Source organism: Geminocystis sp., assembly GCF_041753295.1.
Lineage (GTDB): Bacteria > Cyanobacteriota > Cyanobacteriia > Cyanobacteriales > Cyanobacteriaceae > Geminocystis.
In genome coordinates this window covers 1-23,799 of record NZ_JBGSUU010000014.1, presented here as the reverse complement: position 1 = coordinate 23,799, position 23,799 = coordinate 1, and the positions used below count along the sequence as shown (strand labels likewise).

The window sequence follows — 23,799 nt, the reverse complement described above, 5'->3', positions numbered from 1 at the left end:
AATCAGAAACAAGTATTTTGTTATTAACAATTTACAGTAAATCTCAACAAGAGGATATTACTATTAATCAAATTAATGCTATTTTAGATGAATTTAACTCTTAAATCGATAGAATTAACAAAGATAAAGAAGTAATCGAATGTGATAAGTTAGTAATCAATTAAAGAAGATTAGACGGTTTCTGTAACCCAACACAAAAAAACATAACAAAAGTTTTTATTTATAATTTGAGAATAAATTTTTAGCCATAAATCTCCCCATTTTTCCAAGTCAATAACAACGGCTTTTTTTTCCCCATTTTCATTGATAAGATATTGAATACCATCCATAATGTTTTAAAGTGTAAATAATGTTAATAGTATTATAACAATAATAATCTTTTCCATAGTTTGATCGCTAAAAGCCTCGCTGCGCGAGCGAACCTGATAAATTAGTAATCAATTAAAGAAGATTCAACGATTTCTCTTATAAAAATTATGAGAAAATAATAGCAGACAGAATAAAAGAAATAATTAATCCTAAAATTCCCCAACCTATACCTAATTTAATTACCATAAATAATGTCAAAATTATAACTATTAAAAAACCTAAACATCCGAATAAACCATTACTATTTGATGTAGAATTAGATTGATTCGATCGAGTATTTTGAGAGTTTTGATTTTTAGTTAGAGATGATTGTTTTGTCGTAGTTATAGGAGTGGTTTTCGATGCAGGTTGAGCTTGAAATGAAGGCGAACTTTGTTTGACATTAGCAGAACTATAAGTACTTTGCGTTGGAGATGATTGTTTTGTCGTAATTATAGGAGTTACTTTTGGTGCAGGTTGAGCTTGAAATGAGGGTGCATTTGGCTTAACGTAAGTATAACTATAAGTATTTTGTGATGAAGATGATTGTTGTGGAGAAGTAGATACTTTAACGGGAGTAACAGGCGGATTTGATGATTTTTGTTGTGATTGAGAATTTATATTAGCGTTATTATTTTCATCTGAAAAGGATAATAAAGATTTAGCTTCAGAGTCACTAATAACGATTATTTGATTAGAATTCTCTAAAAAAATTTGTGGTTTATTAATTCCTTGATTAACTTGTATTTTTCCATAAACTTGAATATAAGCCCCAATAGATATATTATTAATAGTATTTATTAATAAAGGAAAATTTCTATAATTTACTATAATATTAAATGGTTTTTGAATATTAAATGTAAATGGGTTGTCCAGAAACTCTATTCTTTGTGTTTCTGGTAAAACTCCATTTGTTATATTAATCACTTGACCAATAATAGTTATTTCTTTTCCATTTTGTTTTAATATTTCTTCAGTTTTAGTCGCATCAAATATTTGAGTAGATTTATTTTTGTTTTTAGGAAATAAATTAGTTTGATAATTATTAGAATTTGTAGAGGATGAAGATTTTATTCTGATTTTAGATGTTGATTTAATGCCCGTTGGCAATGCAAATATATCAGCACCTAGTTTACTTTTTCTCGTACACCAATAACAATTATTTTCTAAACTATAGTAAACATGACTATCAATTTGATCACAAACTTTTAAATGATTTACCCCTTGACTTAAACCATAAAACCAATCTTCCGCAGAAGGGCGTAAATGAGGTTTATTATGTCCTTCATTAAAACATTTTTTAAATAATTTTTGTAGGGCAGGATGAAGAATATTTAAGGGAATAGTATTTTTGTTATGGGTTAAAAGATGATGATCACTTTCTATCCAAATACCTTGTTTAATTAACTCATTTTGTTCGGGTTTTTCTCCAGCACCTTCCCAACTACCTAAAGCAAAAGGATGATAACTAAATAATAATTGATAAATTAAGACGGCTAAACGGAAATTATCATGATAATTATATTGTTCAATATTATGAAAATCTTTACCAATTAACTCTGGAGGAGTGTAACCATCAGTACCTACTAAACAAGGATATATTTGATCTCGATAAGGATGTTTAACTTGAAAAGAATCCGTATCAATAAAAGAGGGTAAAGCCTTACTATTTACTAAAATATTTTGTGGTTTAATATCCCCAATTATATAACCTTCTCGATGAATTGCCGCCATAATGGAAGCAATATTTAACGCCACATAATGCAAAAAATGCCAGTCAACTTCTAACTTTTTTGATTTTCTAATTTTAGGGTTATAAATATTAATTAATTCGATACCTCCCGTTATTTGAGGCATCAAAAAACCGATTAAATTACCTTGATTATCTTTAATTAAAGATTGAGGAAAAGCAAAAGAATAATGATTTAAGTGTTTATTGGGATCATCAGGCTGATGGGTTATCATTATTTCTAGTTTAGCGAATCGATCGGGCGTAGGATGATGATAAATTTTTGCCAACATCCTACTCCAATTAGTTGTCCAAACTTCCCCCTCACCACTATCAGCAATTTGATCAATTAAGATAATATCTTGATTCGTTTTGGCACAAACTACGGTATTCATAGATTAATTTGATTCGGTGAGTAGGGCTAAAAGTAAGGTTTTATCGTCATTAGTACGCGCATTTAATCTTTCCGAGTTGAGAAAATCAATGATATATTGATCATCCTCATGGGTTTCGACAGTTTCCTTCATATACTCCTCTAAGGGATTAAAGAAAGGAGGGAAGGGTTGCCAATCCTTAAAATTAATCGCCACTTTTTCTAAACCATCGGTGGAAGCACAAATAAAACTGCACGGCTTTTCTAACACTTTTACCTGCATTTCTTCAAAAGCATTACTAGAAGTTATGAAAGTTGTTTCGTTAATATATTCTCCTTTATCGGGGGTGAATAACAGTTGTAAATCTCCATCTACAGGACGTACAGTAAGAAAACCATCACCAATTTGTTTAAGTTTATCCATGTCTGCACCTTCCACCGCAACAGTAAAGAAAAGACAACGTTTTTGGGCTTCGGCTTCTCTTACCATTTCCGCAGGAATTTGCCAGTTATCTGTAGGCGCACCATCGGTAATTAAGAATATCCAAGGGCGATAGTAACCAATACCATTCTCTTTGTAAACTCTTTTTCTGGTTTCTAATAATATTAGAGCTTTTTCCATGGCTTCTCCCATAGGAGTTACCCCACTAGCTTCTAATTTTGGCGGATTAAATTCATCAACGGTAATAAAATCTTGAGCTAATTTAACGGTATCACCAAAAGTAATGATTGCTAATTCTACGCTTAAACTTGCCTGAGTGTCTTTGATGACATCTTCTTTAAACGTACTAATACCCCTATTTAATGCGTTAATGGGCTCACCATACATTGATCCTGAAGTATCTAATAATAGAATAACGGGACAACGATTTTCGGGGTTATCGGCAAATTCTGGTCATCCTACAGCCATAATTTTTAGTTAAAATTTTGAGATAATTATAAATGATTATTTTACTTTACATTTAATAATGTTAAAACCATTAAGCCTTTCCTTTATCTGTAAAGTGCATAGAAAATGTTGGGGCAAATTTCTTTTACACAATCTACTATTTACTTATCAGTTTCACTTTGCTAATTTATGCAAATTAATCAATAAAATTATAGTAAATTTCTTATATATATATTATTTCGGTGAATTTTCTAATAGGAATCAACTTTCCTATGATAGGATTTAGGCATATGAGACAGTTTCACAAAACTATGAATATCAAAGGTACAACAAAATTATTAGGTATTATCGGTGATCCCATTGAACATTCTAAGTCACCATTAATGCAAAATGCGGCCATCGTAGCGTTAAATTTAGATTATGTCTATGTACCCTTTGAAGTGAAAAAAGAAAATTTACAAACGGTTTTAAAAGGTTTTCAGGCAATAAATTTAAGGGGTTTTAACGTTACTATTCCCCATAAAGAAAATGTTATTCCACTCTTGAGAAATATAACGGAATGTGCCGTAAAAATTGGTGCTGTCAATACTGTGTGGTTAACCGATAAAGGTTGGCACGGCACAAACACCGATATTGATGGTTTTATCGCTCCTCTAAAAAAGTTAAATAGAGATTGGAGAAAAATTGTACCCCTAATTATGGGTGCTGGTGGTGCAAGTCGAGCAGTGATTGTCGGATGTGAGCAGTTGAGATGTAAAGAAATTCGAGTTATCGGACGAAATTTAGAGAAATTAGAAGTATTTAAGAATAGTTTTGCTAAAAGTAATCTTAATTGTCAAATATCGATTTATTCATGGGATAAATTAACAAACTTGATTCCTGATAGTAAATTAATCGTCAATACTACCCCCCTAGGAATGTATCCAAATATTGACAATTCACCCTTGACAAAAGAGCAAAATGATTTAATAAAAAAAGACACCATCGCATATGATTTAATTTACACTCCACGCCCTACTCTATTTTTACAACAAGCCTTGAAACGGGAAGCTATTATTATTGATGGTAGTGAAATGTTAATACAACAGGGTGCGATGGCTTTTGAAATTTGGACAGGAAAAAAGCCCCCCGTTGATGTGATGCGTCAAGCCTTACTAGGTTGACAATTATAATTTTAGCCAAAGTTTTCTTTTAATTATGAATCAAATCCCTTTTATGTAATATCATAAAGTTTGTGAATTTCCTCAATATTCATTCTTGAGACTACCCCGACAGATAAAGGCGATCGCCAATGATGATTAAAATGGTCACAAGCGGCACAAGCAATCATAGCTGCATTATCAGTACAAAGTGTCAGAGGCGGAAAAAATACCTGTAAATTATGTTTATCCGCTTCCTGGGATAAATGTTGCCTTAAACCACTATTAGCCGCCACTCCACCACCAACGGCAATTTTAGTCAAATTTAAGTCTAAACAAGCACGAATCGCTCTTTTTGTCAAGGCTTTTGCTACAGTAAATTGAAAACTAGCACACAAATCGGCAATAGGTAAATTATCCCCATTTTCCTCTTTCAATTTCGTAATTAACCTTAACATTGCTGTTTTTAAACCGCTAAAACTAGAATCATAGGGATGAAAACCTTGATTATTAGGTAAAGATACCCTACCTTCAGGGAGTTTAAAAGCCTCTCGATTTCCCTCTTTTGCCAGTTTATCAATAATTGGCCCTCCCGGATAAGGTAAACCTAATAATCTCGCTACCTTATCAAAAGCCTCTCCCGCCGCATCATCACGGGTTGAGCCGATATTTTCATAAACACCACTGGCTTTGACATGAATTAAGCTAGTATGTCCTCCCGATACTAATAAACAGAGAAAAGGAGGTTCTAAATCAGGATCATTAAGATAACTAGCATAAATATGTCCTTCAAGGTGATGAATCCCTAAAAATGGCTTATTATGCACCATAGCAAGGGTTTTTGCTGCTGTCACTCCCACAATTAATGACCCAACTAATCCGGGTGTTACTGTTCCTGCGATCGCATCAATATCGTTCCATGATAATTGAGAATCAGTTAAAGCCTTATCAATACAAGGATTCACCATTTCTAAATGTTGACGAGAAGCCAATTCAGGTACAACACCACCATATTGTTTGTGTAGATCAATTTGTGACGCTATGATATTAGATAAAATATTACGATTTTTTACAATTGCGACGCTAGTTTCATCACAACTGCTTTCTACTGCTAAAATTACACTCATTAATTTAAGTAATTTGTTAAGAATAATTAATTTTCTTCTTATTACTTTACTCCATTTACTAATCACAGTAAGATCGCATTTGAAGCCATTTTTTAGCTTCATTTTTTGTAACAAAAACTTATTGTTTCAACAGAAATAAGGAAACAATTTCTATGGGAAAAATATTCAGTTTAGTATTAGCATTCGCCCTTTCATTAACTTTATGGGCAAATTTTGCACCTACCGCTAGTGCAGATTTATCTCACTTAACACCTTGTAGCGAATCTGCTGCATTTCAAGCTAAAGCCAAAAATTTCCGTAACACCACCGATGATCCTACTTCTGGTCAAAAACGTGCGGCAAGTTATGCTAAAGCACTTTGCGGTCCTGAAGGATACCCTCATTTAGTGGTTGACGGCAGATTAAGTCATGCTGGAGATTTTATTATCCCGGGTGTATTATTTCTTTATATCGCAGGTTGGATTGGTTGGGTAGGCCGTGCTTATTTAATCGCTATCCGTGCAGAAAAAGACACCGAAATGCGTGAAATTATCATTGATGTACCTCTAGCTTTCAATAAAATGTTGTTTGGATTCTTGTGGCCTTTACAAGCATTACAAGAGTTTACTTCTGGTCAATTAACAGTCAAAGATTCGGAAATTACCGTTTCTCCTCGTTAATTTTTGTTGTTCATTTTTAACTAATTATTAGGAGAAATTTTGATGAAAGATTTAACAACCTTTTTATCTACTGCCCCTGTTTTAATAACTGCTTTATTAGTTTTTACTGCTGGTTTATTAATCGAATTTAATCGTTTTTATCCTGATCTTTTATTCCATCCTATGGGCTAATTTTTCAGATAAAAATATATTAATATTTAGGTATGATTTGCTTTTAAATTTTAAGCGATCATACCTTTTTAAGTAATAGCTAATGGATATTTAGCGGTAAATCTTCAGCCTTTATACTTTAATATTTATTACCTTTTCCATTCTTAAATTCCTAATTTCTAATTCTTAATAATGGCTAATTTCTTTAAATTTGAAACAGATTTTGTTGATTCTTTACGTTGTATTCCTATGATTGTTAGGTTTAAACTAGATACCTGCGGCGTAAAATTAAAACTTCATCATTGGCATAATTTTAATCAAATTGAAAAAGAATTATTAGTTAATAAACCTTGTTCAACTCCTCAAGAAATCGAAGAATATAAACAATCTATTCATAATTTAGTTTATTTAAAAATAGGAGAATATCCCAAAAAATTAGATATTAATCCTAATGCTGAATGGTTAATCTTAGAAGAAATACCTATAGAAGTACAGAAAAAAGCTCAAGAATTTAATTTAACAATTAATATATCTCAATGGCAAAAATTAACCAATTTACAAAGATTTGTACTGATAAAATTAAGTCATCCTAGTCATGAGAATAAAAATTTTTTACCAGCTTTAAAAGAATTTAATATCGAATATAGCAATTCTAAATGATTCGTAGCAAAATAAGCATTACAAATTCAAAGGCAAGAGACTTAAGCATTTTGTTAAATGATAGGTAAAAAATTATTTCCTATGTTTAAATATTTCACAACTGATTTAGGATTGCTATAGTTAAACTATCTTATTCAATAGGGAAAAATTTGAGTACACCAAAAATCACTAATTAGTTATATAATGATAATAAGTTGATTCTGCAATAACCGATAACAAATAAAAAAAAGTTATCAACTCTATTGCTATAAGAGTTAATAAATCAAAAGCGTCATGTTATATCAAATATTGTCTTCTCAAAGGTTAAAAAGAAAATTATGTTCAATAATGTAGGAACAATTGATCGCATCATTCGCCTTATTATGGCTTCAATATCAGCTTATTTCGGCTTATTTACCTATAGCGGTTCATCTTTAGGACTTGGTTTAGCTATTGCCGCTGGATTATTAACTTTTAGTGCTTTATCAGGTACTTGTTTAATGTACAGTTTATTTGGTATTAACACTCGTAATCCTCAAAAAAATTAGGAGATAACAGTGGAAAATAATTTACCCATAGAAAATAGTCCCTCCATGTCACGGCGACAATTGCTCAACTTTTTAACGGGTTCAGTTATTGCCGTAACCGCTACTGGTGCATTATACCCTGCCGTCAAATTTTTTATTCCTCCTTCCGATGTAGGAGAAGACGGCTCAATTTTAGCAAAAGATGTTCATGGTAATTTAATTCCCATAGCTCAAATTTTAGCCGAACCAGCAGGAACAAGAGCCTTAGTGGCAGGATTAGGCGGAGAGCCTACTTATTTAACCGTTACTGAAGATGGTACTTTACACTCTTGGGGAATTCTTGATAATTGCACCCATTTGGGTTGTACCTTTCCTTGGAATAGTAACGAAGCTCAATTTCAATGTCCTTGTCATGGTTCACGCTATGATGCGGAAGGTCGAGTATTACGAGGGCCAGCACCCTTACCATTAAAACTAGCTCATGTTAATATAGAAGGAGATTATATTCGCCTTTCTCCATGGCTAGAGAATGATCCTCGTACGGGAGAAAAACCTTGGTGGGTTTAGGTGATAGGAACTACCTTATAATAATGGCTTTATCCTAATTAAACAAAATATTTCTAGTCATTATATTTTATCTGTCCCCAGCATTCCTACCATTTATTAGCAATTAATAATTTATACATACACATAATACACGTTAAAAGTTGTAGGAGTTTAAATTATGGTTAGTATCATTGAACAACGTTTACAAGTCGATCCCTCTTCACTATGGGAAAGATTTTCTCGGTGGATTACTAGCACCAATAATCGCATCTATATCGGTTGGTTTGGAGTGTTAATGATTCCCACCATGTTGGTAGCAACTATAGTCTTTATCATTGCCTTTATCGCCGCCCCCGCAGTCGATCTTGACGGTATTCGTGAACCTGTCATCGGTTCTTTATTAGGGGGGAACAATATTACCACTGCTACCATTGTGCCAACCTCTGCTGCCATTGGCTTACATTTTTATCCTCTTTGGGAAGCTAGTTCTGTGGATGAATGGCTTTACAATGGAGGTCCTTATCAGTTAATCATCTTCCATTTTCTCATCGCTGTGTGGGCTTATCTAGGAAGACTTTGGGAATTGAGCGATCGCCTCGGAATGCGTCCTTGGACTGCCATTGCTTTTTCTGCTCCTGCTGGTGCGATTACTTCCATTTTATTAGTTTATCCCATTGGTCAAGGAAGTTTTGCTCAAGGAATGCCTTTAGGAATCGTTGGCACATTTAATTTTATGTTCGTAGTTCAAGCAGAGCATAATATTTTAATGCACCCATTCCATATGTTAGGAGTAGTAGGCATTTTTGGAGGTGCTTTATTGAGCGTTATGCACGGCTCTCTCGTTACTTCAAGTCTAGTAAGAGAGACCACGGAAAAAGAATCAGCGAATAAAGGTTATCAATTTGGTCAAAAAGAAACCACCTATAACTTAGTTGCCAGTCATGTGGGTTATTTAGGACGTTTATTAATTCCTTCTTTATCGTTTCGTAATAGCCGTTCTGTTCATTTCCTCTTAGCTGTTTTTCCTACCATCGGTATTTGGTTTGCAACTTTGGGTATTAGCAGTGTCGCTTTTAACCTCAATGGATTTAACTTCAATAATTCCATTTTAGATAGCAACAATCATGTCATACCTACTGACGCAGATTTAGTCAATCGTGCCAATATCGGTATCGAAACGATGAATGCACCAAATACTCATAACTTCCCTCATCTACTATAGTATTTTTTCTAAGATTTCATGTTTTACAGGAGAAAGAAATTAGTATTTGCTTTGGCGATCGCTTTTCTGACTCCTGTTTTTTTGTAAATAAAAGGAGAATCAATAATGACACAACATAAATCAACTTGTCTCAAAAAAGGAGATCATTCAGGGCAACATAGAAACGGTATGGGTAAAAAACTAGGACAACGAGGTATAGGTGGATCACGGTCAGAAATGACCTGTATCGGCACACTTTTAACTTTACCCATGGAAAGAATAACACCTGATTCAATGACAATATCCGCAATGGTTAAAGCAATTAATTTTGAATATCAACTTCGAGGTTTTTATGATGCTGTTATCCAAAAATTTGGGTTAATATTTCCCCTGACGAATATTTATCGTTTGCAAAATAAGCATATTGAAATGTGGAAAACATTATTCGTACTTTACGATTTAATAACTCCTGAAGATCACTTTCTAGGAAAAGAAAAAGCTCCCGAAAATCTAAAATTAGCAGTTGATATGGCAATAGAAAAACAAACGGAAAAACAAGTAATGTATGATCAATTCCTTGAATTTGTCACAGAAAAGGATTTAATAGCCGCTTTTACTAAATGTCGTGATGTTTCGCAATATAGACAAAAATCTATTTTAGAAAACTATTACAATCAAGTTAATTAGTATTTTAGACTAAATCAAAAATAATACTAAAATTTCTGACCCAAAAAGTGAATTATCCATAAATTGATAAAAACTGAATAAACATATTCCAAATTTTAGGGGTTTTGTACTATCAAAGCCCTTTTTTTAGTGAAATCTATCTGACTGCGATCTTATACTAGATCAAAAATACTTAATAAGTAAAAGTCAAAAATTAATTTTAGTATAGTTTGAGTCAATTTTAATCCTTTTGTCTTTTGTCCAACCTTCACCAGTTAATTTTTAATAAGGTGCAAGAGCTAAATCTGAGACATTAAACTTTCTCAGAAATATGTATTCAACAAAATATCCTATCCTAAAGTGGTTTTTCCCTGTTAGCAAATTTTTTTTCAAGGAAATCTAAGATTTTTTTTTCTGAACTCTAGCTTAAAGTATTGCAAAATATAGATTTTATTCTTTTTGTCTTTGTGAGTAAGTATAAATAACCATTGACATTAATCATAGTTATATAGTTATATAGAAAGATAACAATTAATTCATATTTCTTTTAAAGTTTTTAATTTTGACTGAGAAAATTATTATAAAAATTCATATTATTCTTCAAACTTCTCCATCAAAAACAAACCTAAAAGTAAGAAAGAATGAATTACAAATTTTGTTAAACCATAAAATTCTCATGACTTTATTTGAAACTGTCTTGGGTGATAGTGACAATTATTTTTCGATTTTCAATACTGCAATCATTTTTATATATATGAGCAAATTAGTTGATGAATTAAAACAAGATATTCAATACCAACATGGCATGAATGCTTGTTTAAACTGTGGAATATGTACGGCAGTTTGTCCTGCAGCCGAAGTTTATGATTATTCTCCCAGAGAAGTTATGAACATCTGTCAAACAGAAGATGAAGAGTGGTTAATAGACTTACTCAAATCCGATAAAATCTGGTTTTGCGGACAATGCTATTCTTGTAAGCCTAGATGTCCACGAGGTAACAGTACTGCTGATGTGATTCTTGCTTTACGACGTTTGTCTGTACGTCATGGTTATTTTGCCGAGTCTGAAAAAGGGCGACAACAGTTATTCGCTAAAAGAGTCTTCGGAGAAAATATGCTTAAACGAGGTTATACTCTCACTGCCGAAAATATTACTCCTGAACATTTTCCAGAATTAGGGGAAAATTGGGAATACTATTTTGAACACATGAAAGAAATGCGGGAATGGTGGGATGTGCCGATGGATAAGGAAAATAGTGCTGGTTCACATCGTATAATTCCTGAAAAAGACATGGATGAATTACGAAAAATTTATAAAGCAACAGGTGCAATGGAGCTTATGGAAGCGGTGGAAAAAGGCATGGAAAAGAAACTCGGTAGTAAAAAAGAAGTAGAAAAATTTTGGGATAACTGGGTAGAAACCGCCGATAGTAGAAACTACGAAATGAAACATTAATTAGGAGAAAATAACATGAAAGTCACCAGAGAAAATATTATTTGGGAAAGCCACCAAAAACACGTTCCTACCATTGATGACGAAGGTGGTAAGTTATGGGGATGTTTCCGCAGTTGTTTTTTACAAAGTGCCGCTCCTTATACTGAAGGTGTCGCTTACAAAATTCTTAAAAATGACTTAGGTATTGATTTACGAGAAGCTGCAGGACACACTTCCTGTGGAGCTATCGGTTATCACGGAGATGTTACCACCATTGAAACCCAAATGGTAGTAGCCGCTCGTAATTTCGCCGTAGCTCACGAAGAATTAGGCGTTGATAACTTATTCTCTTTTTGTGTAACTTCTTTTGCTAACTACACTGAAATGATTCATCTATGGGAAGAAGAACCAGAATTACGAGAATACACAGCAAAAATATTAAAAGAAACTACAGGCAGAGAGTTTTGGATTCCCCGTGTATCTGGTAACAGACCTTCTGTTGTTCATGCTTCTGATGTTTTTTACGCTAATCGTCATAAACTAGCCCAAAAAGCAAAATATAGCCTTAAAGGTATCAAAGCAGTTGATCATATTGGCTGTCATTACGGTAAAATTTTTCCGGGAGAAGCCATGGGGTGGGTAGAATTTCCCCAAGTATTAGTGGGTTTATTAGAGGCTTTTGGTGCAGAAATTGTGGATTATCCAGAACGTCGTCATTGTTGTGGGATGGGTTTTCGTCAATGTGCCTTTCCTGAAAATCGAGATTATACTGCCAGTAGTACTTATAAAAAATTAGCTAGTCTTAAACAAGCCCATCCTGACTGTAATTTGATTCTTACTAATTGCCCTGGTTGCACTGTATTTTTAGATGCTGAACAAGGCACAATCAAAGAAGTTTTAGAAGAAGAATTTAACGTTAGTGTTCTCGATTACGCTCAATTAACAGGATTAATGCTAGGTTATGATCCTTTTAAAGATTGTGGATTGAATGCTAAAGCCGTTGAAGTCGAGCCTTTACTCGATAAAATTGGTATTCCCTATGATAAATCTAAAACTGCTGAACAACGCAGAAGACCATTTTAATGAAGGAAGATATTTTCTGACTCTTTGAATAAAAAGTAATAAATTATTTTCGCGTCAGTGAGTTCCAATCAAATATTATCCCAAAACTTTCAAATATTCCATAGTGATTTGGATTTTATGATTTAACTTACATTTTTCTTTTTCCTCATAGATAAAATTCAAAAGTAATCAAAATGAACAATAATGTTATTATAATTGGTGGTGGTCCTGCTGGTTTAGCCGCCGCAGGTAAATTACAAGATTTCGGTTTAGATGTGGTTTTAGTCGAAAAACAACCACGCATAGGAGGACATTTAAACAAATGGTATAAAGTATTTCCTGATTTTACAGATGCTTCAGAAATTACCGCTAATCTCACAGCAGGTTTAGGTAAAACAAGAATCTTAACTAATACTAATGTAACTTCTATTGAAGGTTCTGCACCCAACTTCCTTGTAACGACTTCCACAGGGGAAAAAATTAACGCTTCAGCTATTCTCGTTTCCACTGGTTATAAGCATTTTGATGCAACTTTAAAAGAAGAATATGGTTATGGTATTTATGATAACTGCATTACTTCTGTTGAATTAGACATGATGCTGAAAGAAAAAAATGTCAAAACTAGAGACGGTAAAATACCCAAAAAAGTCGCCATGATTCATTGTGTTGGTTCTCGTGACGAAAAGGTTAATAATAACTATTGTTCAAGGGTTTGTTGTACCAATGCTATCAAAGTAGCCATCGAGATTAAAGAACAAAATCCAGATTGTCAGATTTTCTGTCTCTATATGGATATTCGGGTATTTGGCCGAGGTTACGAGGAATTATATCGCACTTCCCAAGAAGCTCATGGGATTCAATTTTTACGAGGGCGACTCTCAGAAGCTAGTGAAAAGACAGATAGTAGCCTTTTATTACGGTTAGAAGATACTTTGACAGCTAAACCCATGCGTTTATCGGTGGACTTAATGGTATTAATGGTGGGCATGGAAGGGAATTCAGAATTAGCCTCCGTCGCTGACTTAAAATTAGGTTGCGATCGCTTTTATGCTACAGCCCATCAACAATATTCTAATAATCATTCTCATCGAGAAGGAATTTTTCTAGGAGGGGCTGCGACAGGGCCTAAAGCCATTATGGAGTCTATCACAGACGGTAGATCAGCGGCCGCAGAAATTGCTAGTTTCGTGGCTAAAAATCAAAGAATAATCAATAACGGTCAAGTTCCCAGTCTAGTCTAAATGAGGTTAAGATAATGGTCACAAAAAATAAGAAAAAAAAATTTGTTTTTGGTTTGAAGCAAGATAGACAACTAGATGGAGATAAAATGAACTCCGATTTTATGCAAAAAGTTATTGCCGAAGGAGGAAAAGGGGCTTCTATCGCAGCTTGTATGCAGTGTGGAACTTGTAGTGGTGGTTGTACTAATATTGACGTAATGGATATGTCACCCCGTACCTTAATCCTGATGATTCAACGAGGAGAGTGGGAAAAAGTCCTCCAAAGTAATACTTTATGGATGTGTAGTTCTTGTTATATTTGTACCACCAGATGTCCCCGTGGAGTACGCCCCTCTGATGTCATTGAAGCAGTTAAAGCCATAGCCATAGCCCAAGGCATTGAGAACGATTCTACTAAATTTAATCAAATATTTGTAGATTTAGTCCAGAAACGAGGCATTTTATTTGAACCAGAATTAATGCAGAGATACGGTGGCTTACAAGCCATGATCGAACAAGCACCCCTAGGCATTCAATTAGTCTTACGAGGTAAAATGTCCCCCTTCCCAGAAACAATCAAAAATCCCCAACAATTTAATCAAGCATTACAAAAGGCGAAAAAAAATGACGGAAACAATGATTAAACCTACCACTAAATATTCTTACTACCCTGGATGTAGTTTACACACTACTGCCAAAGAGTTTGACATTTCCACAAGAATAGTCATGAAGGAATTAGGTATTGAATTGGAAGAGTTACAAGACTGGTCCTGTTGTGGTGGCTCTATTGCCGCTAGTGTTTCCCATGATGTGGGTATGGCAATGGCAGGAAGAAATGTTGCCCTAGCACAAAAACAAAATTTAGATCTCTTAGCTTCTTGTTCAGGATGTTACAATAAATCTGCTCGCGCCATGAAAGCATTAAAAAATCCCTCTGAAAAAGACAAAATCATGGCGATAATGTCAGAAATGGGCATTGACGTGGATGATTACAATATTAAAGTCAGAAACGTCGTCGATGTATTAATCAATGATGTGGATTTTACTTCCCGTATCAAAAAACCTTTAACAGGATTAAAAGTAGCTTGTTATTACGGTTGTTTATTAACTCGCCCAGCAGATATTACAGGTTGGGATTCTCCCAGATTTCCCACTTCAATGGATAGATTATCAGAAATTTGTGGTGCTCAAGTTGTAGATTTCAAATCAAAAACCAGTTGTTGCGGAGGCCCGATTTTAGTTTCAAAACAAGACGTAGCCTTTGATTTAACTAAAAAAATATTAGATGAAGCCCAGTCATTAGGTGCTGATTGTATCGTCTTAGCGTGTCCTTTATGTGATACTAACTTAGAATTACGTCAATCTGATATTGAGAAAAAATACGGAGTTTCTTATAACCTGCCCATTATTTACATCACTGAATTAATTGGTTTAGCTATGGGTATTAAGCCCAACAAACTAGGCATAAACAAACACATCGTATCTCTAAAACCCTTATTAGAAAAAATCAAATAGGTTAAGTTTTACTCATTGGTTTTTTACCTCTAATAAAGAGAAGATTAATACTTTTATCGATAATGAAGTTGTTATTACATAACCTCAGTTCGATGCAAGAATATCCGACTGAGGCAGGTATCAGGTAGCAGGTAACAGGTTTGATTTTCAGAAGATTATATTATTAATCCAAAAATTGAAAACAAAAAAATCAATTAAGATATATTTTTTATCAATTCTTTAACCCAATACCTAACATCTGATACCAGATACCTTTACACCACCGAAAATTTTATGTCGAACTCAGGTTACATAGCACTTTCTTTAACTACTTATTTCGACCATATAGTTATATAATTGATAAATATAATTAGTCATTATTCATACAGAAATACCTATTAATGGACAATAAAAGTTATTCCCATCAAATTGTGATTGTGGGCGGAGGTAGTGGAGGCATTACGACAGCAGCACAATTCTTGCTCAAAGACAAAACCCTTGATATAGCTATTATCGAACCTTCTCAAAAGCACTATTATCAACCTGGATGGACATTAGCTAGTGGTGGCTTAATCGAACCTGAAAAAATTGTTCGAGATAAAAAAGATGTCATGCCCAAAGGAGTACATTGGATTAAAGACTATGTAACTACATTTAACCCTAATGAGAATTCTTTAACTACTAAACAAGGCACAACAGTTAAATATCAATATTTAATATTATCTCCCGGAGGACAACTTAACTTACACTTAATTAAAGGCTTGAAAGAAACCCTCGGAAAAAATGGCGTTACTAGCAATTATGCTGGTTTAGGATTTTATAGTTGGGAATTAATTAAAAATTTTAAAGGCGGTACAGCTATCTTTACATATCCTGCTACAGCTATAAAATGTGGTGGAGCAGCACAAAAAGTAATGTATATGGCAGATGCAACCTTTAAAAGTAAAAGCGGTGTCGGGGTTAACTCTAAAGTAATATTTTGTACAGCAGGTACAAGAATGTTTGGAGTAAAAGAATATTCAGACGTACTCGATGAAGTAGTAGAAAGACAAGGTATAGAGACTAAATATCAACATAATCTCAAGGAAATTAAAGCTGACAAAAAAGAGGCAATTTTTGATGTTACCACCGAGAATGGGATAGAAGAAGTAACAATTAAATATGATATTCTTCATGTCGCACCTCCTATGAGTGCCCCTGACTTTATCAAAGAAAGTCCCTTTGCAGAAAAAAATGGAGATGGTGGAGGATGGGTTGAAGTTGATAAATATACTTTACAACATAAACGTTATTCTAATGTCTTTGGCTTGGGTGATGCTTCTTCTTTACCTACCTCAAAAACTGCCGCAGCAGTAAGAGGGCAAGTACCTGTAGTCGTCGAAAATTTACTAGCCTTAATGAAATCCCAACCTTTAACGGCAAACTATGACGGCTATACCTGTTGCCCTATTATTACCAGTTATCACTCGGTGGTATTAGCGGAATTTGATTATGAAGGAAAACCCATTTCCTCATTTTTTATTAATTTAGCTAAAGAGCGATATAGTATGTTTTTAGTAAAACGTTATCTATTGCCTTGGTTATATTGGAATCGTATGTTAAAAGGAAAACCCTTTGAAACAGCCATTTTCAAAAAATTAGGTTTACTCTAAAATTTGTTTTATAAATTGTTATGGGATTGATTACATGAATCGACAGAGTCAATATCTTTCCCAATTTCAGACGCAAGACGACTCAACATTGACTGTTGACGATTTTTAATCATTTTATGATGACGTATCATTAATGTACGAGCTTGTTTTTGAGTATCCATATATTTTTCTCCTAAATTCTTTTCAGATATTCCCTTATCTTAAATAAACTTCTGTATAAATTGTTACTAAAACTAGAATTGTTAGCAAAACTTAATATTTATCGAAAAATTATCATAAAGCAACATTAAACTATTCATTGGGGAAAATAAAGTAATATTTTGAAATGATTATTAATACGATTTTCTCTCAACTTCTAAATATAATCTTTCTAAAAGTTGACAAAATATTAAAAAAAAAAGTAATTTTTAGGGTTATGATTTCTTTTTGCGTTAAGCTCTTGAGAACATTAAACTTAAAAAAGTTTACGAATCTTAATATTATTCTTATTTTTTACTATGATGATTCCCTGTTTCTCTTTTGACTTTGAAACTTCCCCCTCAACTACCCATCCTATTAATGAAGAATTTGTAGCAAAGGCCATCGCTAATGTGGTAGAGTCCGCACGTTATCAAGGACAATCTTTAGATGATTTAGTGGCAGAAGTTTTACAAGATGATCCGATATTAGATCAAGTACAGAGACAATGGTTGAGTAAAATAGTAACTCAGGCATGGAGGAGTTTACCATAATTCTTTGATTGCCCACATCAAATCTTAACAAAGAATCACGGTGAATAATAGACAGTTTTTTCAAAAAATCAGAATTTTAGATCCATTATCAGGTATTGATCAAATTAGTGATGTATTGTTAGATCAAGGCATCATTACCCACATTGAAGACAACATTATATTAGATAATGAGCAAACTAAGGTTATAGATGGCACGGGTTTAATTTTAGCGACGGGATTAGTAGATTTATACAGTAGCAGTGGTGAGCCGGGATACGAAGAAAGAGAAACTCTCAAGAGTTTGAGTGAAGCATCCATTGCTGGAGGTTTTACGAGGGTAGGAATTTTACCCCAGACTAATCCCGTTATAGATAATTCTAGTATTGTGTCATGGATAAAGTCAAAAACAGCCGATAGTTTAACTAAGTTTTATATTTGGGGGGGGTTAACTCAAAATTTAGAAGGTGTTACTATCGCACAGTTAGGGGAATTAGCACAAGCTGGGGTAATTGGTTTTACCGATAATTGTCCTCATGGTAATTTACAATTGATCAGAAAATTATTAGAGTATGCACAACCTTTTAATTTACCCGTCGCTTTAGTGCCTACTAATGTAGAATTAAGAGGCAGTGGAGTTCTAAGAGAAAGTCCTACTTCTATTCGTCTTGGTTTAGTAGGTAATCCTGAAATTGCAGAAACCGTCGCCATTGCTTCTATTTTAGAAATAGTGTCCTTAACCAAAACTCCCGTACATTTAATGCGCATCTCAACAGCACGAGGAGTACAATTAATTCAACAAGCCAAAGAAAATAATTTACCTGTTACCGCTAGTGTCAATTGGCATCATTTACTTTTAAATAGCGAAACCGTAGCTAGTTATAATCCTAATTTGAGATTTGAGCCTCCTTTAGGTACAGAAATTGATCGATTAGCCTTAATAAACGGTATCAAAAATAATATTATAGATGTTATTGCAGTGGATCATAGTCCTTATACTTATGAAGAAAAAACTGTTGCCTTTGCTCAAGCACCTACAGGAGCGATAGGATTAGAGTTAGCATTACCTTTATTATGGGAAAATCTCGTTATTACAAAACATTTATCACCTATAGAATTATGGCGTAGTTTAAGTGTTAATTCCTTAAAATGTTTAAATCAAGAACCCATTAAGCTACAAGTCGGACAACCAGCGGAGTTAGTTTTATTTTCACCACAACAATCATGGGAAGTAAAATCTTCTCAATTAAAATCTTTATCTTCCAATACTTACTGGTTAGATAAACAGGTAAAAGGTAAAATTATTGATTTTTAATTTTTCTATTGCCTATATCAACTATGATATTTTATCCTTAATGGAAAACCTGAGCTAAATAAAATACCACTAAAAAAACTATGGAATGGACATCAGAAGCTGAAGCTAAATTAAAAGAAATCCCTTTTTTTGTACGCCCTGCTGCTAGGAAAAAAATTGAAAAATTTGTCAGCGATAAAGGTGAAAATTTAATTACTGTCGAACTTTACTTAGAAGCTAAAGCAAAATTTAACTAAATTATCTCAATTCTTCATTTCTTTTTTGATTCCTATTGAGAGGGTGAATGCCATTCACCCCTAGAGTATTCCCCGTTTCCTAACTCCTCTCTCCTATCACCTATCTCCTAATTAGATATAGACGTGGTTAGTAAATCTAGCATATAATGTATATTGCTGTTTTTTTTATTAACTAAATTTAAGGAGGAAAAACCCGTTGAGTAAACATACTTTAAATGGCACAAGACGCAAACAAAGACGCACCTCTGGTTTCCGTGCACGTATGAGAACCGAAAATGGTCGTAAAGTGATTCAGGCTCGTCGTAATAAAGGCAGAAAAAGATTATCAGTATAACTTAATTATCTCACGATTAAGTATTTATTTTATTTCTTTAGAATCACAATCTCTCATTTTTTATTGTAATCACTATAAATTTAGGTGGGACTACCATCACGACATAGACTAAAACGGCGGTGGGATTTTCAATCTGTATATCAACAGGGTATTCGCCGCTCTAGTCGTCATTTAATTATTAGAGCTTTACCTGTAGCTGAAAATTCGGTTAATCAACTTATTGATACGAAAATAGGGATCTCTATTAGTCGCAAAGTTAGTAAAAAAGCCGTAGTGCGTAATCGCATTAAAAGACAAATCAGGTCAATCTTTCGGTGTTTATTGCCGAAAATTTCCTCTGGTTGGCTTATTATTGTTATTGTTAAACCAGAAGCTCAAGAATGCAATTATGAACATTTTTTGAGAGAATTAGAACAGTTATTAATTAGAGCTGAAATAATCCATGGGCATTAGAGAAGACGTTTTTTATGAAGGTGGTCCTCATGTTGGGGATCTAATTTTCAATATTTTATTAGCTTTTACCGTTATTTGTCTCCCTCTTACCGTTGGAGCGATCGTTCGTGCTATTTGGTTAAGATTTCGTATTACTGATCGCCGAATTTCTATTACAGGAGGTTGGCAAGGTAAAGATCGTACTGATATTATTTACTCAGAAATTGTTAAAGTGGTCAAAGTTCCCAGAGGTTTAGGTTTTTGGGGCGATATTGTGGTAACTCTCAAAGACAGAAGCCGTTTAGAAATGCGCGCTATTCCTCGTTTTCGTGAGATCTCTGATTATATCATCGAACGTACTGCTGATAAAACTGGTAAATCTAAAGAGGCGATCGCACAGTAATAATGAGTAATGAGTAATTATTAATGAGTAATTATTAATTATTAATCAAAAGCCCCCGTTATAAATTAATATCTAGTTAAAATTTAAAATATAGTAAATTAAAGAAACTACAATGGATTTTGGTATAGGTTTTATATCAACTAATATAATGTTGCCAATCCTCGATTTTTTTTACGGGATTGTGCCTAGCTACGGTTTTGGAATTATTGCCCTTACTTTAGTGGTTAGATTTGCGGTTTATCCTCTGAGTGCTGGACAAATTCGCAACATGAGAAAAATGCGCATTACTCAGCCTTTGATGAAACAAAGACAAGAAGAAGTACAAAAAAGATATAAAGATGATCCTAAAAGACAACAGGAAGAAATGGCAAAAATAATGCAAGAGTTTGGAAATCCCCTCGCAGGATGTCTTCCCTTGTTATTACAAATGCCTATTTTATTCGCTTTATTTGCAACCCTCAGAGGTTCGCCTTTTTCTGATATTAACTACACTGTCGATGTGCAGATTTTCCCTCAAGAACAAATTGAACGTATTGCACCTCAACCTTTTAGTACTAAAACTCAAAATGTTTTTATTACCGATGGAAAGCATAGTAAAATTACAGCGATTTTACCCACTGGAAATAAATTAACCGTTGGCGAAAGTGAAAAAGTCGAGTTACAAACTATCGAAGGTAAATCATTACAAGACTTAAATAATCAATATCCTGAAACTAATATACAACCTCGTTGGAGCGTAACTAAAGGTGAAGAAAGAGTTACCGTCAATGAAAATGGTGAAATTACTGCTTTAGGAGTGGGAGATGCTACCATTCAGATTACAATACCGGGTATCGCTGCTGATAAGGGATTTTTATTTATTAAAGCCCTAGGTAGAGTTGGTGCAACCAGTGCTGATGGTTCGATTAACTGGGATATTGTCGGTATGATTATCTTTTTTGGTTTAAGTATTTATCTTAACCAAGAATTATCAGGTACAGGGCAAAAAACTGGTGGTAATGATCAACAACAAAGCGTTAATAAAATTACTCCTGTTATCTTTTCGGGAATGTTTTTATTTTTCCCTCTTCCAGCTGGAGTTTTAATGTATATCGTTCTTGCCAATGTTTTCCAAACTATTCAGACTCTCATTTTAACCCGTGAACCTTTGCCTGAGAATATCCAAAAAATATTAGATGAGCAAGAAAAAGCGGCTAGGGGTAGAGAAGAAATACCTTTTGAGAAAAAAAGCCTGAAAAAGAAAGAAAAAACGTCATAATCAATTAGAATTTTATAGCAATTATGGATGAACAAATCCAAAAAGGTCAAAAATGGTTGGAAACTCTCTTAAAATTGATGGGAGTTCCAGCTAATGTAAATGTAAATAGACTAGAGCAAAAGGGAGATCAAATTATTTCCTCTTGGCTGACGATTGATGAAAGTACTTTAGATTTGAGCAAAATTGAAGCCTTAACGGGGAAAAAAGGTGAAACCATTGATGCTATTCAATATTTAGCTAATGCTTTACTTAATATCGGTGTCGATGAAAATTCTCATCGTTTCTTTACTGTGGAATTAAATGGCTATCGTCTTCGCCGTCAAGCGGAATTAATGGCGATCGCCCAAAGAGCGGCGGAAAAAGTACGCCTAACGGGTGTACCTGAAGAAATACGCAATCTTTCTTCAGTAGAGCGTCGTCAAATTCATAGTATTTTAGAGAAATCTGAAGATTTATCGACAGAAAGTCAAGGAAATGAGCCTGATCGTCGTTTACTGGTCAAATTAAGAGAATAAGCCTCCTTACCCTTGAAAGTAGGGTTGGCATTGTCCACAAAAAAACTTTGCCTCTTTATCCTCAATTTTGAGAAATAACCATAAAAATTCACGGAATTGGGGATTTAATGGCAAAAATAATTATTCACAAGAAGTCTATGGAAAAAATTTATATCCCTCGATTGTTGAAAATGCCCGAACAAAAAGAGGAAATTAAGTTAAATCATCAAATTTCGGGTTTAAATACTCTTACTCCTGTTAAAGGCATTTTTCAGGTTGCCCATCGGGGAAATTTTTTAGAGTTACAGTTAGAAGCAAATACCATCTTAACTTTAACTTGCGATCGCTGTTTACAAACTTTTAATCATCGTTTAGAAGTAGATACTTCGGAAATTATTTTACTCCAAGAGAAAGAAGCCGATTTAGATTTACCACTAGAAATGGAAATTTTGACAGAAGATTTATCAGAAACATTGCCTCCTGATGGTGAATTAATAGTAGAAGAATGGATTTATGAGCAAATATCTTTAGCAATGCCGTTGCGCAATCTTTGCGGTAATAATTGTCAACCTCCTGCCATAGAGAATAAGGAACATCTTACTATCAAAGATAGTCGTTGGTCTGCTTTATCTGATCTAAAATCTTTAATTAAGGAATAAACTAAAACAATATGAATACTAACCCGTGTCATAAATTAGAACTTAAAACCAGATAAAATATATCTGAATAATTTTTTGACAAAAACATAGTGTAGTAAGAAAATGGCTCGTTATGCTTTAAAAGATGATCAATGGGAAAGAATTAAAGATATGCTTCTGGGTAGATTTGGCACTCTAGGAGTCACGTTCAAAGATAATCAATTATACTATACTGTTAAAAGTGGACAAACCTTTCAAAACACTGATTTGGTTTTTCTACAATTTTTGTGAACGGTAAGATAAGCTAATAGTATGACCTAAATAAGCGGTTAGTTTATTATCTTTACCTTGTTGATTCTCAAGCACGTTATAAAACTTTTACAATTCCGAAAAAATCTGGGGGTGAAAGACAAATATCAACCCCGATTACGGCGTTAAAAATTATTCAACCTTGGTAGTTATCAGAATATTCTTTAACTTTACTCCTAATTAACTATTATGTTTTAAGCAATTATTTCGGTTAGTAAGGGAACTCTTTGTTAAAATATTTGTAGTAAAAAATAAATTATTAAATCTTAATGTCTCAAGAATTATTAGAAAAAGCTAATAGTTGTCTCAAACAAAATAACTTTCCAGAGGCAGGAAAAATATTCCGTCAACTGTGGGAAATAGATAATAATGCCTATTGTGCTAGTCGTTATATTTACTGCTTAAGAAAAGCAGGTTATCCGTCACATGGTTTAAGTCAGGGGAAAAAAGCATCTTCTCAATTTCCTGATAATATCTATATTCAAAGAGAGTTAGTTTGGATTTATTATGATATTATCAAAATTTTTAACCAAGAAAATAACTTAAAAGACGCAACTAAAAATTTTGAGGAGATGCTAAAACTTAATCCTGATTCATTACCATTAGAATTAGCTGTATTTTCAATTGTAAATTTAGCGAAAGAAAAAAAAGAATGGGAAATAATCTTAAACATTTGTCGGCGTTGCTGAATTAAAGTATGATTTTTAGATAAGGTGATGCCGAAGGCACGCTACGCGCACGTATCTTTATTACTCTCTTAAATTATCACAGAGGCGTGCTGTGTACCAGAGCCGACGAGCGATCGCTCGTAACTTGT

General features: G+C 33.7%; 29 protein-coding genes and 1 pseudogene. 25 read left to right on the top strand and 5 right to left on the bottom strand.

The window, feature by feature from the left end; genetic code table 11:
• Positions 1-170: 170 nt before the first annotated feature.
• From ACEW8E_RS01125 to ACEW8E_RS01115, 3 genes are all read right to left on the bottom strand, one after another.
• Positions 171-329, bottom strand: a complete 159-nt coding sequence (locus ACEW8E_RS01125; RefSeq protein ID WP_373478499.1) for a hypothetical protein — start codon at positions 327-329, stop codon at positions 171-173.
• 145 nt (positions 330-474) lie between these two features.
• The gene (locus ACEW8E_RS01120; protein WP_373478498.1) at positions 475-2,472 is read right to left on the bottom strand and encodes a hypothetical protein; all 1,998 of its coding nucleotides are present in this window, start codon (positions 2,470-2,472) and stop codon (positions 475-477) included.
• A 3-nt stretch (positions 2,473-2,475) separates the two neighbouring features.
• Complete coding sequence (locus ACEW8E_RS01115; RefSeq protein WP_373478501.1) at positions 2,476-3,306, bottom strand: protein phosphatase 2C domain-containing protein; 831 nt, start codon at positions 3,304-3,306, stop codon at positions 2,476-2,478.
• Positions 3,307-3,650: 344 nt separating this feature from the next.
• Here ACEW8E_RS01115 and ACEW8E_RS01110 point away from each other — a divergent pair, with 344 nt between their 5' ends.
• Positions 3,651-4,502, top strand: a complete 852-nt coding sequence (locus tag ACEW8E_RS01110) for a shikimate dehydrogenase (protein ID WP_373478497.1) — start codon at positions 3,651-3,653, stop codon at positions 4,500-4,502.
• A 50-nt stretch (positions 4,503-4,552) separates the two neighbouring features.
• On the opposite strand, the gene tsaD is transcribed toward ACEW8E_RS01110, so the two are convergent.
• Positions 4,553-5,605: a tRNA (adenosine(37)-N6)-threonylcarbamoyltransferase complex transferase subunit TsaD gene (tsaD, locus tag ACEW8E_RS01105; RefSeq protein WP_373478496.1), complete on the bottom strand. Its 1,053-nt coding sequence runs from the start codon at positions 5,603-5,605 to the stop codon at positions 4,553-4,555.
• A gap of 152 nt (positions 5,606-5,757) precedes the next feature.
• On the opposite strand from tsaD, the gene ACEW8E_RS01100 reads away from it, so the two are divergent.
• The 13 genes from ACEW8E_RS01100 (at position 5,758) to ACEW8E_RS01040 (ending at position 16,856) form a co-directional block, all read left to right on the top strand.
• The gene (locus ACEW8E_RS01100) at positions 5,758-6,264 is read left to right on the top strand and encodes a Photosystem I reaction center subunit III (RefSeq protein ID WP_373478495.1); all 507 of its coding nucleotides are present in this window, start codon (positions 5,758-5,760) and stop codon (positions 6,262-6,264) included.
• 42 nt (positions 6,265-6,306) lie between these two features.
• Entirely contained in the window at positions 6,307-6,435 is a 129-nt protein-coding gene (psaJ, locus tag ACEW8E_RS01095; RefSeq protein WP_017296182.1) for a photosystem I reaction center subunit IX, read from the top strand.
• Positions 6,436-6,606: 171 nt separating this feature from the next.
• A complete protein-coding gene (locus tag ACEW8E_RS01090; protein WP_373478494.1) occupies positions 6,607-7,074 on the top strand; it encodes a nitrate reductase associated protein in 468 nt (155 codons plus the stop codon).
• 317 nt (positions 7,075-7,391) lie between these two features.
• Positions 7,392-7,601: a DUF2892 domain-containing protein gene (locus tag ACEW8E_RS01085; protein WP_373478493.1), complete on the top strand. Its 210-nt coding sequence runs from the start codon at positions 7,392-7,394 to the stop codon at positions 7,599-7,601.
• Positions 7,602-7,610: 9 nt separating this feature from the next.
• Entirely contained in the window at positions 7,611-8,147 is a 537-nt protein-coding gene (gene petC / locus ACEW8E_RS01080; protein ID WP_373478492.1) for a cytochrome b6-f complex iron-sulfur subunit, read from the top strand.
• Between the two features lie 157 nt (positions 8,148-8,304).
• Positions 8,305-9,348 carry a Photosystem Q(B) protein 1 gene (locus ACEW8E_RS01075; protein ID WP_373478491.1) on the top strand — a complete coding sequence of 348 codons (1,044 nt, stop codon included), beginning with the start codon at positions 8,305-8,307 and terminating at the stop codon, positions 9,346-9,348.
• Positions 9,349-9,453: 105 nt separating this feature from the next.
• Positions 9,454-10,014 (top strand): DUF2202 domain-containing protein, encoded by a 561-nt coding sequence (locus ACEW8E_RS01070; protein WP_373478490.1) that lies wholly within the window; start codon positions 9,454-9,456, stop codon positions 10,012-10,014.
• 733 nt (positions 10,015-10,747) lie between these two features.
• Positions 10,748-11,449, top strand: coding sequence for a 4Fe-4S dicluster domain-containing protein (locus ACEW8E_RS01065; RefSeq protein WP_373478489.1), 702 nt, complete (start codon positions 10,748-10,750; stop codon positions 11,447-11,449).
• Positions 11,450-11,464: 15 nt separating this feature from the next.
• The gene (locus ACEW8E_RS01060) at positions 11,465-12,511 is read left to right on the top strand and encodes a heterodisulfide reductase-related iron-sulfur binding cluster (protein WP_373478488.1); all 1,047 of its coding nucleotides are present in this window, start codon (positions 11,465-11,467) and stop codon (positions 12,509-12,511) included.
• Between the two features lie 173 nt (positions 12,512-12,684).
• Positions 12,685-13,731, top strand: a complete 1,047-nt coding sequence (locus ACEW8E_RS01055; protein ID WP_373478487.1) for an FAD-dependent oxidoreductase — start codon at positions 12,685-12,687, stop codon at positions 13,729-13,731.
• Positions 13,732-13,745: 14 nt separating this feature from the next.
• Complete coding sequence (locus tag ACEW8E_RS01050) at positions 13,746-14,354, top strand: 4Fe-4S dicluster domain-containing protein (protein ID WP_373478486.1); 609 nt, start codon at positions 13,746-13,748, stop codon at positions 14,352-14,354.
• The gene (locus ACEW8E_RS01045; protein WP_373478485.1) at positions 14,335-15,225 is read left to right on the top strand and encodes a CoB--CoM heterodisulfide reductase iron-sulfur subunit B family protein; all 891 of its coding nucleotides are present in this window, start codon (positions 14,335-14,337) and stop codon (positions 15,223-15,225) included. The genes ACEW8E_RS01050 and ACEW8E_RS01045 overlap by 20 nt, the downstream gene beginning before the upstream one ends.
• Positions 15,226-15,605: 380 nt before the next feature.
• Positions 15,606-16,856 (top strand): FAD/NAD(P)-binding oxidoreductase, encoded by a 1,251-nt coding sequence (locus ACEW8E_RS01040; protein WP_373478484.1) that lies wholly within the window; start codon positions 15,606-15,608, stop codon positions 16,854-16,856.
• An 8-nt stretch (positions 16,857-16,864) separates the two neighbouring features.
• Here the strand turns inward: ACEW8E_RS01040 and ACEW8E_RS01035 are convergent, their stop codons facing one another.
• A complete protein-coding gene (locus ACEW8E_RS01035; RefSeq protein ID WP_373478483.1) occupies positions 16,865-17,017 on the bottom strand; it encodes a hypothetical protein in 153 nt (50 codons plus the stop codon).
• 336 nt (positions 17,018-17,353) lie between these two features.
• Between ACEW8E_RS01035 and ACEW8E_RS01030 the strand changes: the two genes are divergently transcribed.
• The 11 genes and pseudogenes from ACEW8E_RS01030 to ACEW8E_RS00980 all read left to right on the top strand — a co-directional run bounded on the left by ACEW8E_RS01030 (position 17,354) and on the right by ACEW8E_RS00980 (position 23,671).
• Positions 17,354-17,587 (top strand): hypothetical protein, encoded by a 234-nt coding sequence (locus ACEW8E_RS01030; RefSeq protein WP_373478482.1) that lies wholly within the window; start codon positions 17,354-17,356, stop codon positions 17,585-17,587.
• Positions 17,588-17,621: 34 nt separating this feature from the next.
• Positions 17,622-18,878 (top strand): dihydroorotase, encoded by a 1,257-nt coding sequence (locus ACEW8E_RS01025; RefSeq protein WP_373478500.1) that lies wholly within the window; start codon positions 17,622-17,624, stop codon positions 18,876-18,878.
• 80 nt (positions 18,879-18,958) lie between these two features.
• Positions 18,959-19,114 (top strand): PCP reductase family protein, encoded by a 156-nt coding sequence (locus ACEW8E_RS01020; RefSeq protein WP_373478481.1) that lies wholly within the window; start codon positions 18,959-18,961, stop codon positions 19,112-19,114.
• A gap of 196 nt (positions 19,115-19,310) precedes the next feature.
• On the top strand, positions 19,311-19,448 hold the full coding sequence (rpmH, locus tag ACEW8E_RS01015) for a 50S ribosomal protein L34 (protein WP_066349386.1): 138 nt from the start codon (positions 19,311-19,313) through the stop codon (positions 19,446-19,448).
• An 84-nt stretch (positions 19,449-19,532) separates the two neighbouring features.
• Positions 19,533-19,901, top strand: a complete 369-nt coding sequence (gene rnpA, locus ACEW8E_RS01010; RefSeq protein ID WP_373478480.1) for a ribonuclease P protein component — start codon at positions 19,533-19,535, stop codon at positions 19,899-19,901.
• Positions 19,891-20,283, top strand: coding sequence for a PH domain-containing protein (locus tag ACEW8E_RS01005; protein WP_373478479.1), 393 nt, complete (start codon positions 19,891-19,893; stop codon positions 20,281-20,283). The genes rnpA and ACEW8E_RS01005 overlap by 11 nt, the downstream gene beginning before the upstream one ends.
• Before the next feature lie 112 nt (positions 20,284-20,395).
• The gene (yidC, locus tag ACEW8E_RS01000) at positions 20,396-21,541 is read left to right on the top strand and encodes a membrane protein insertase YidC (RefSeq protein ID WP_373478478.1); all 1,146 of its coding nucleotides are present in this window, start codon (positions 20,396-20,398) and stop codon (positions 21,539-21,541) included.
• A 23-nt stretch (positions 21,542-21,564) separates the two neighbouring features.
• Positions 21,565-22,056, top strand: coding sequence for a protein jag (locus ACEW8E_RS00995; protein WP_373478477.1), 492 nt, complete (start codon positions 21,565-21,567; stop codon positions 22,054-22,056).
• Positions 22,057-22,163: 107 nt separating this feature from the next.
• On the top strand, positions 22,164-22,694 hold the full coding sequence (locus ACEW8E_RS00990) for a DUF177 domain-containing protein (protein ID WP_373478476.1): 531 nt from the start codon (positions 22,164-22,166) through the stop codon (positions 22,692-22,694).
• 102 nt (positions 22,695-22,796) lie between these two features.
• Positions 22,797-22,901: pseudogene (locus ACEW8E_RS00985) on the top strand (IS5/IS1182 family transposase); the annotation flags it as partial.
• Positions 22,902-23,251: 350 nt separating this feature from the next.
• Complete coding sequence (locus ACEW8E_RS00980; protein WP_373478475.1) at positions 23,252-23,671, top strand: tetratricopeptide repeat protein; 420 nt, start codon at positions 23,252-23,254, stop codon at positions 23,669-23,671.
• Positions 23,672-23,799 lie beyond the last annotated feature (128 nt).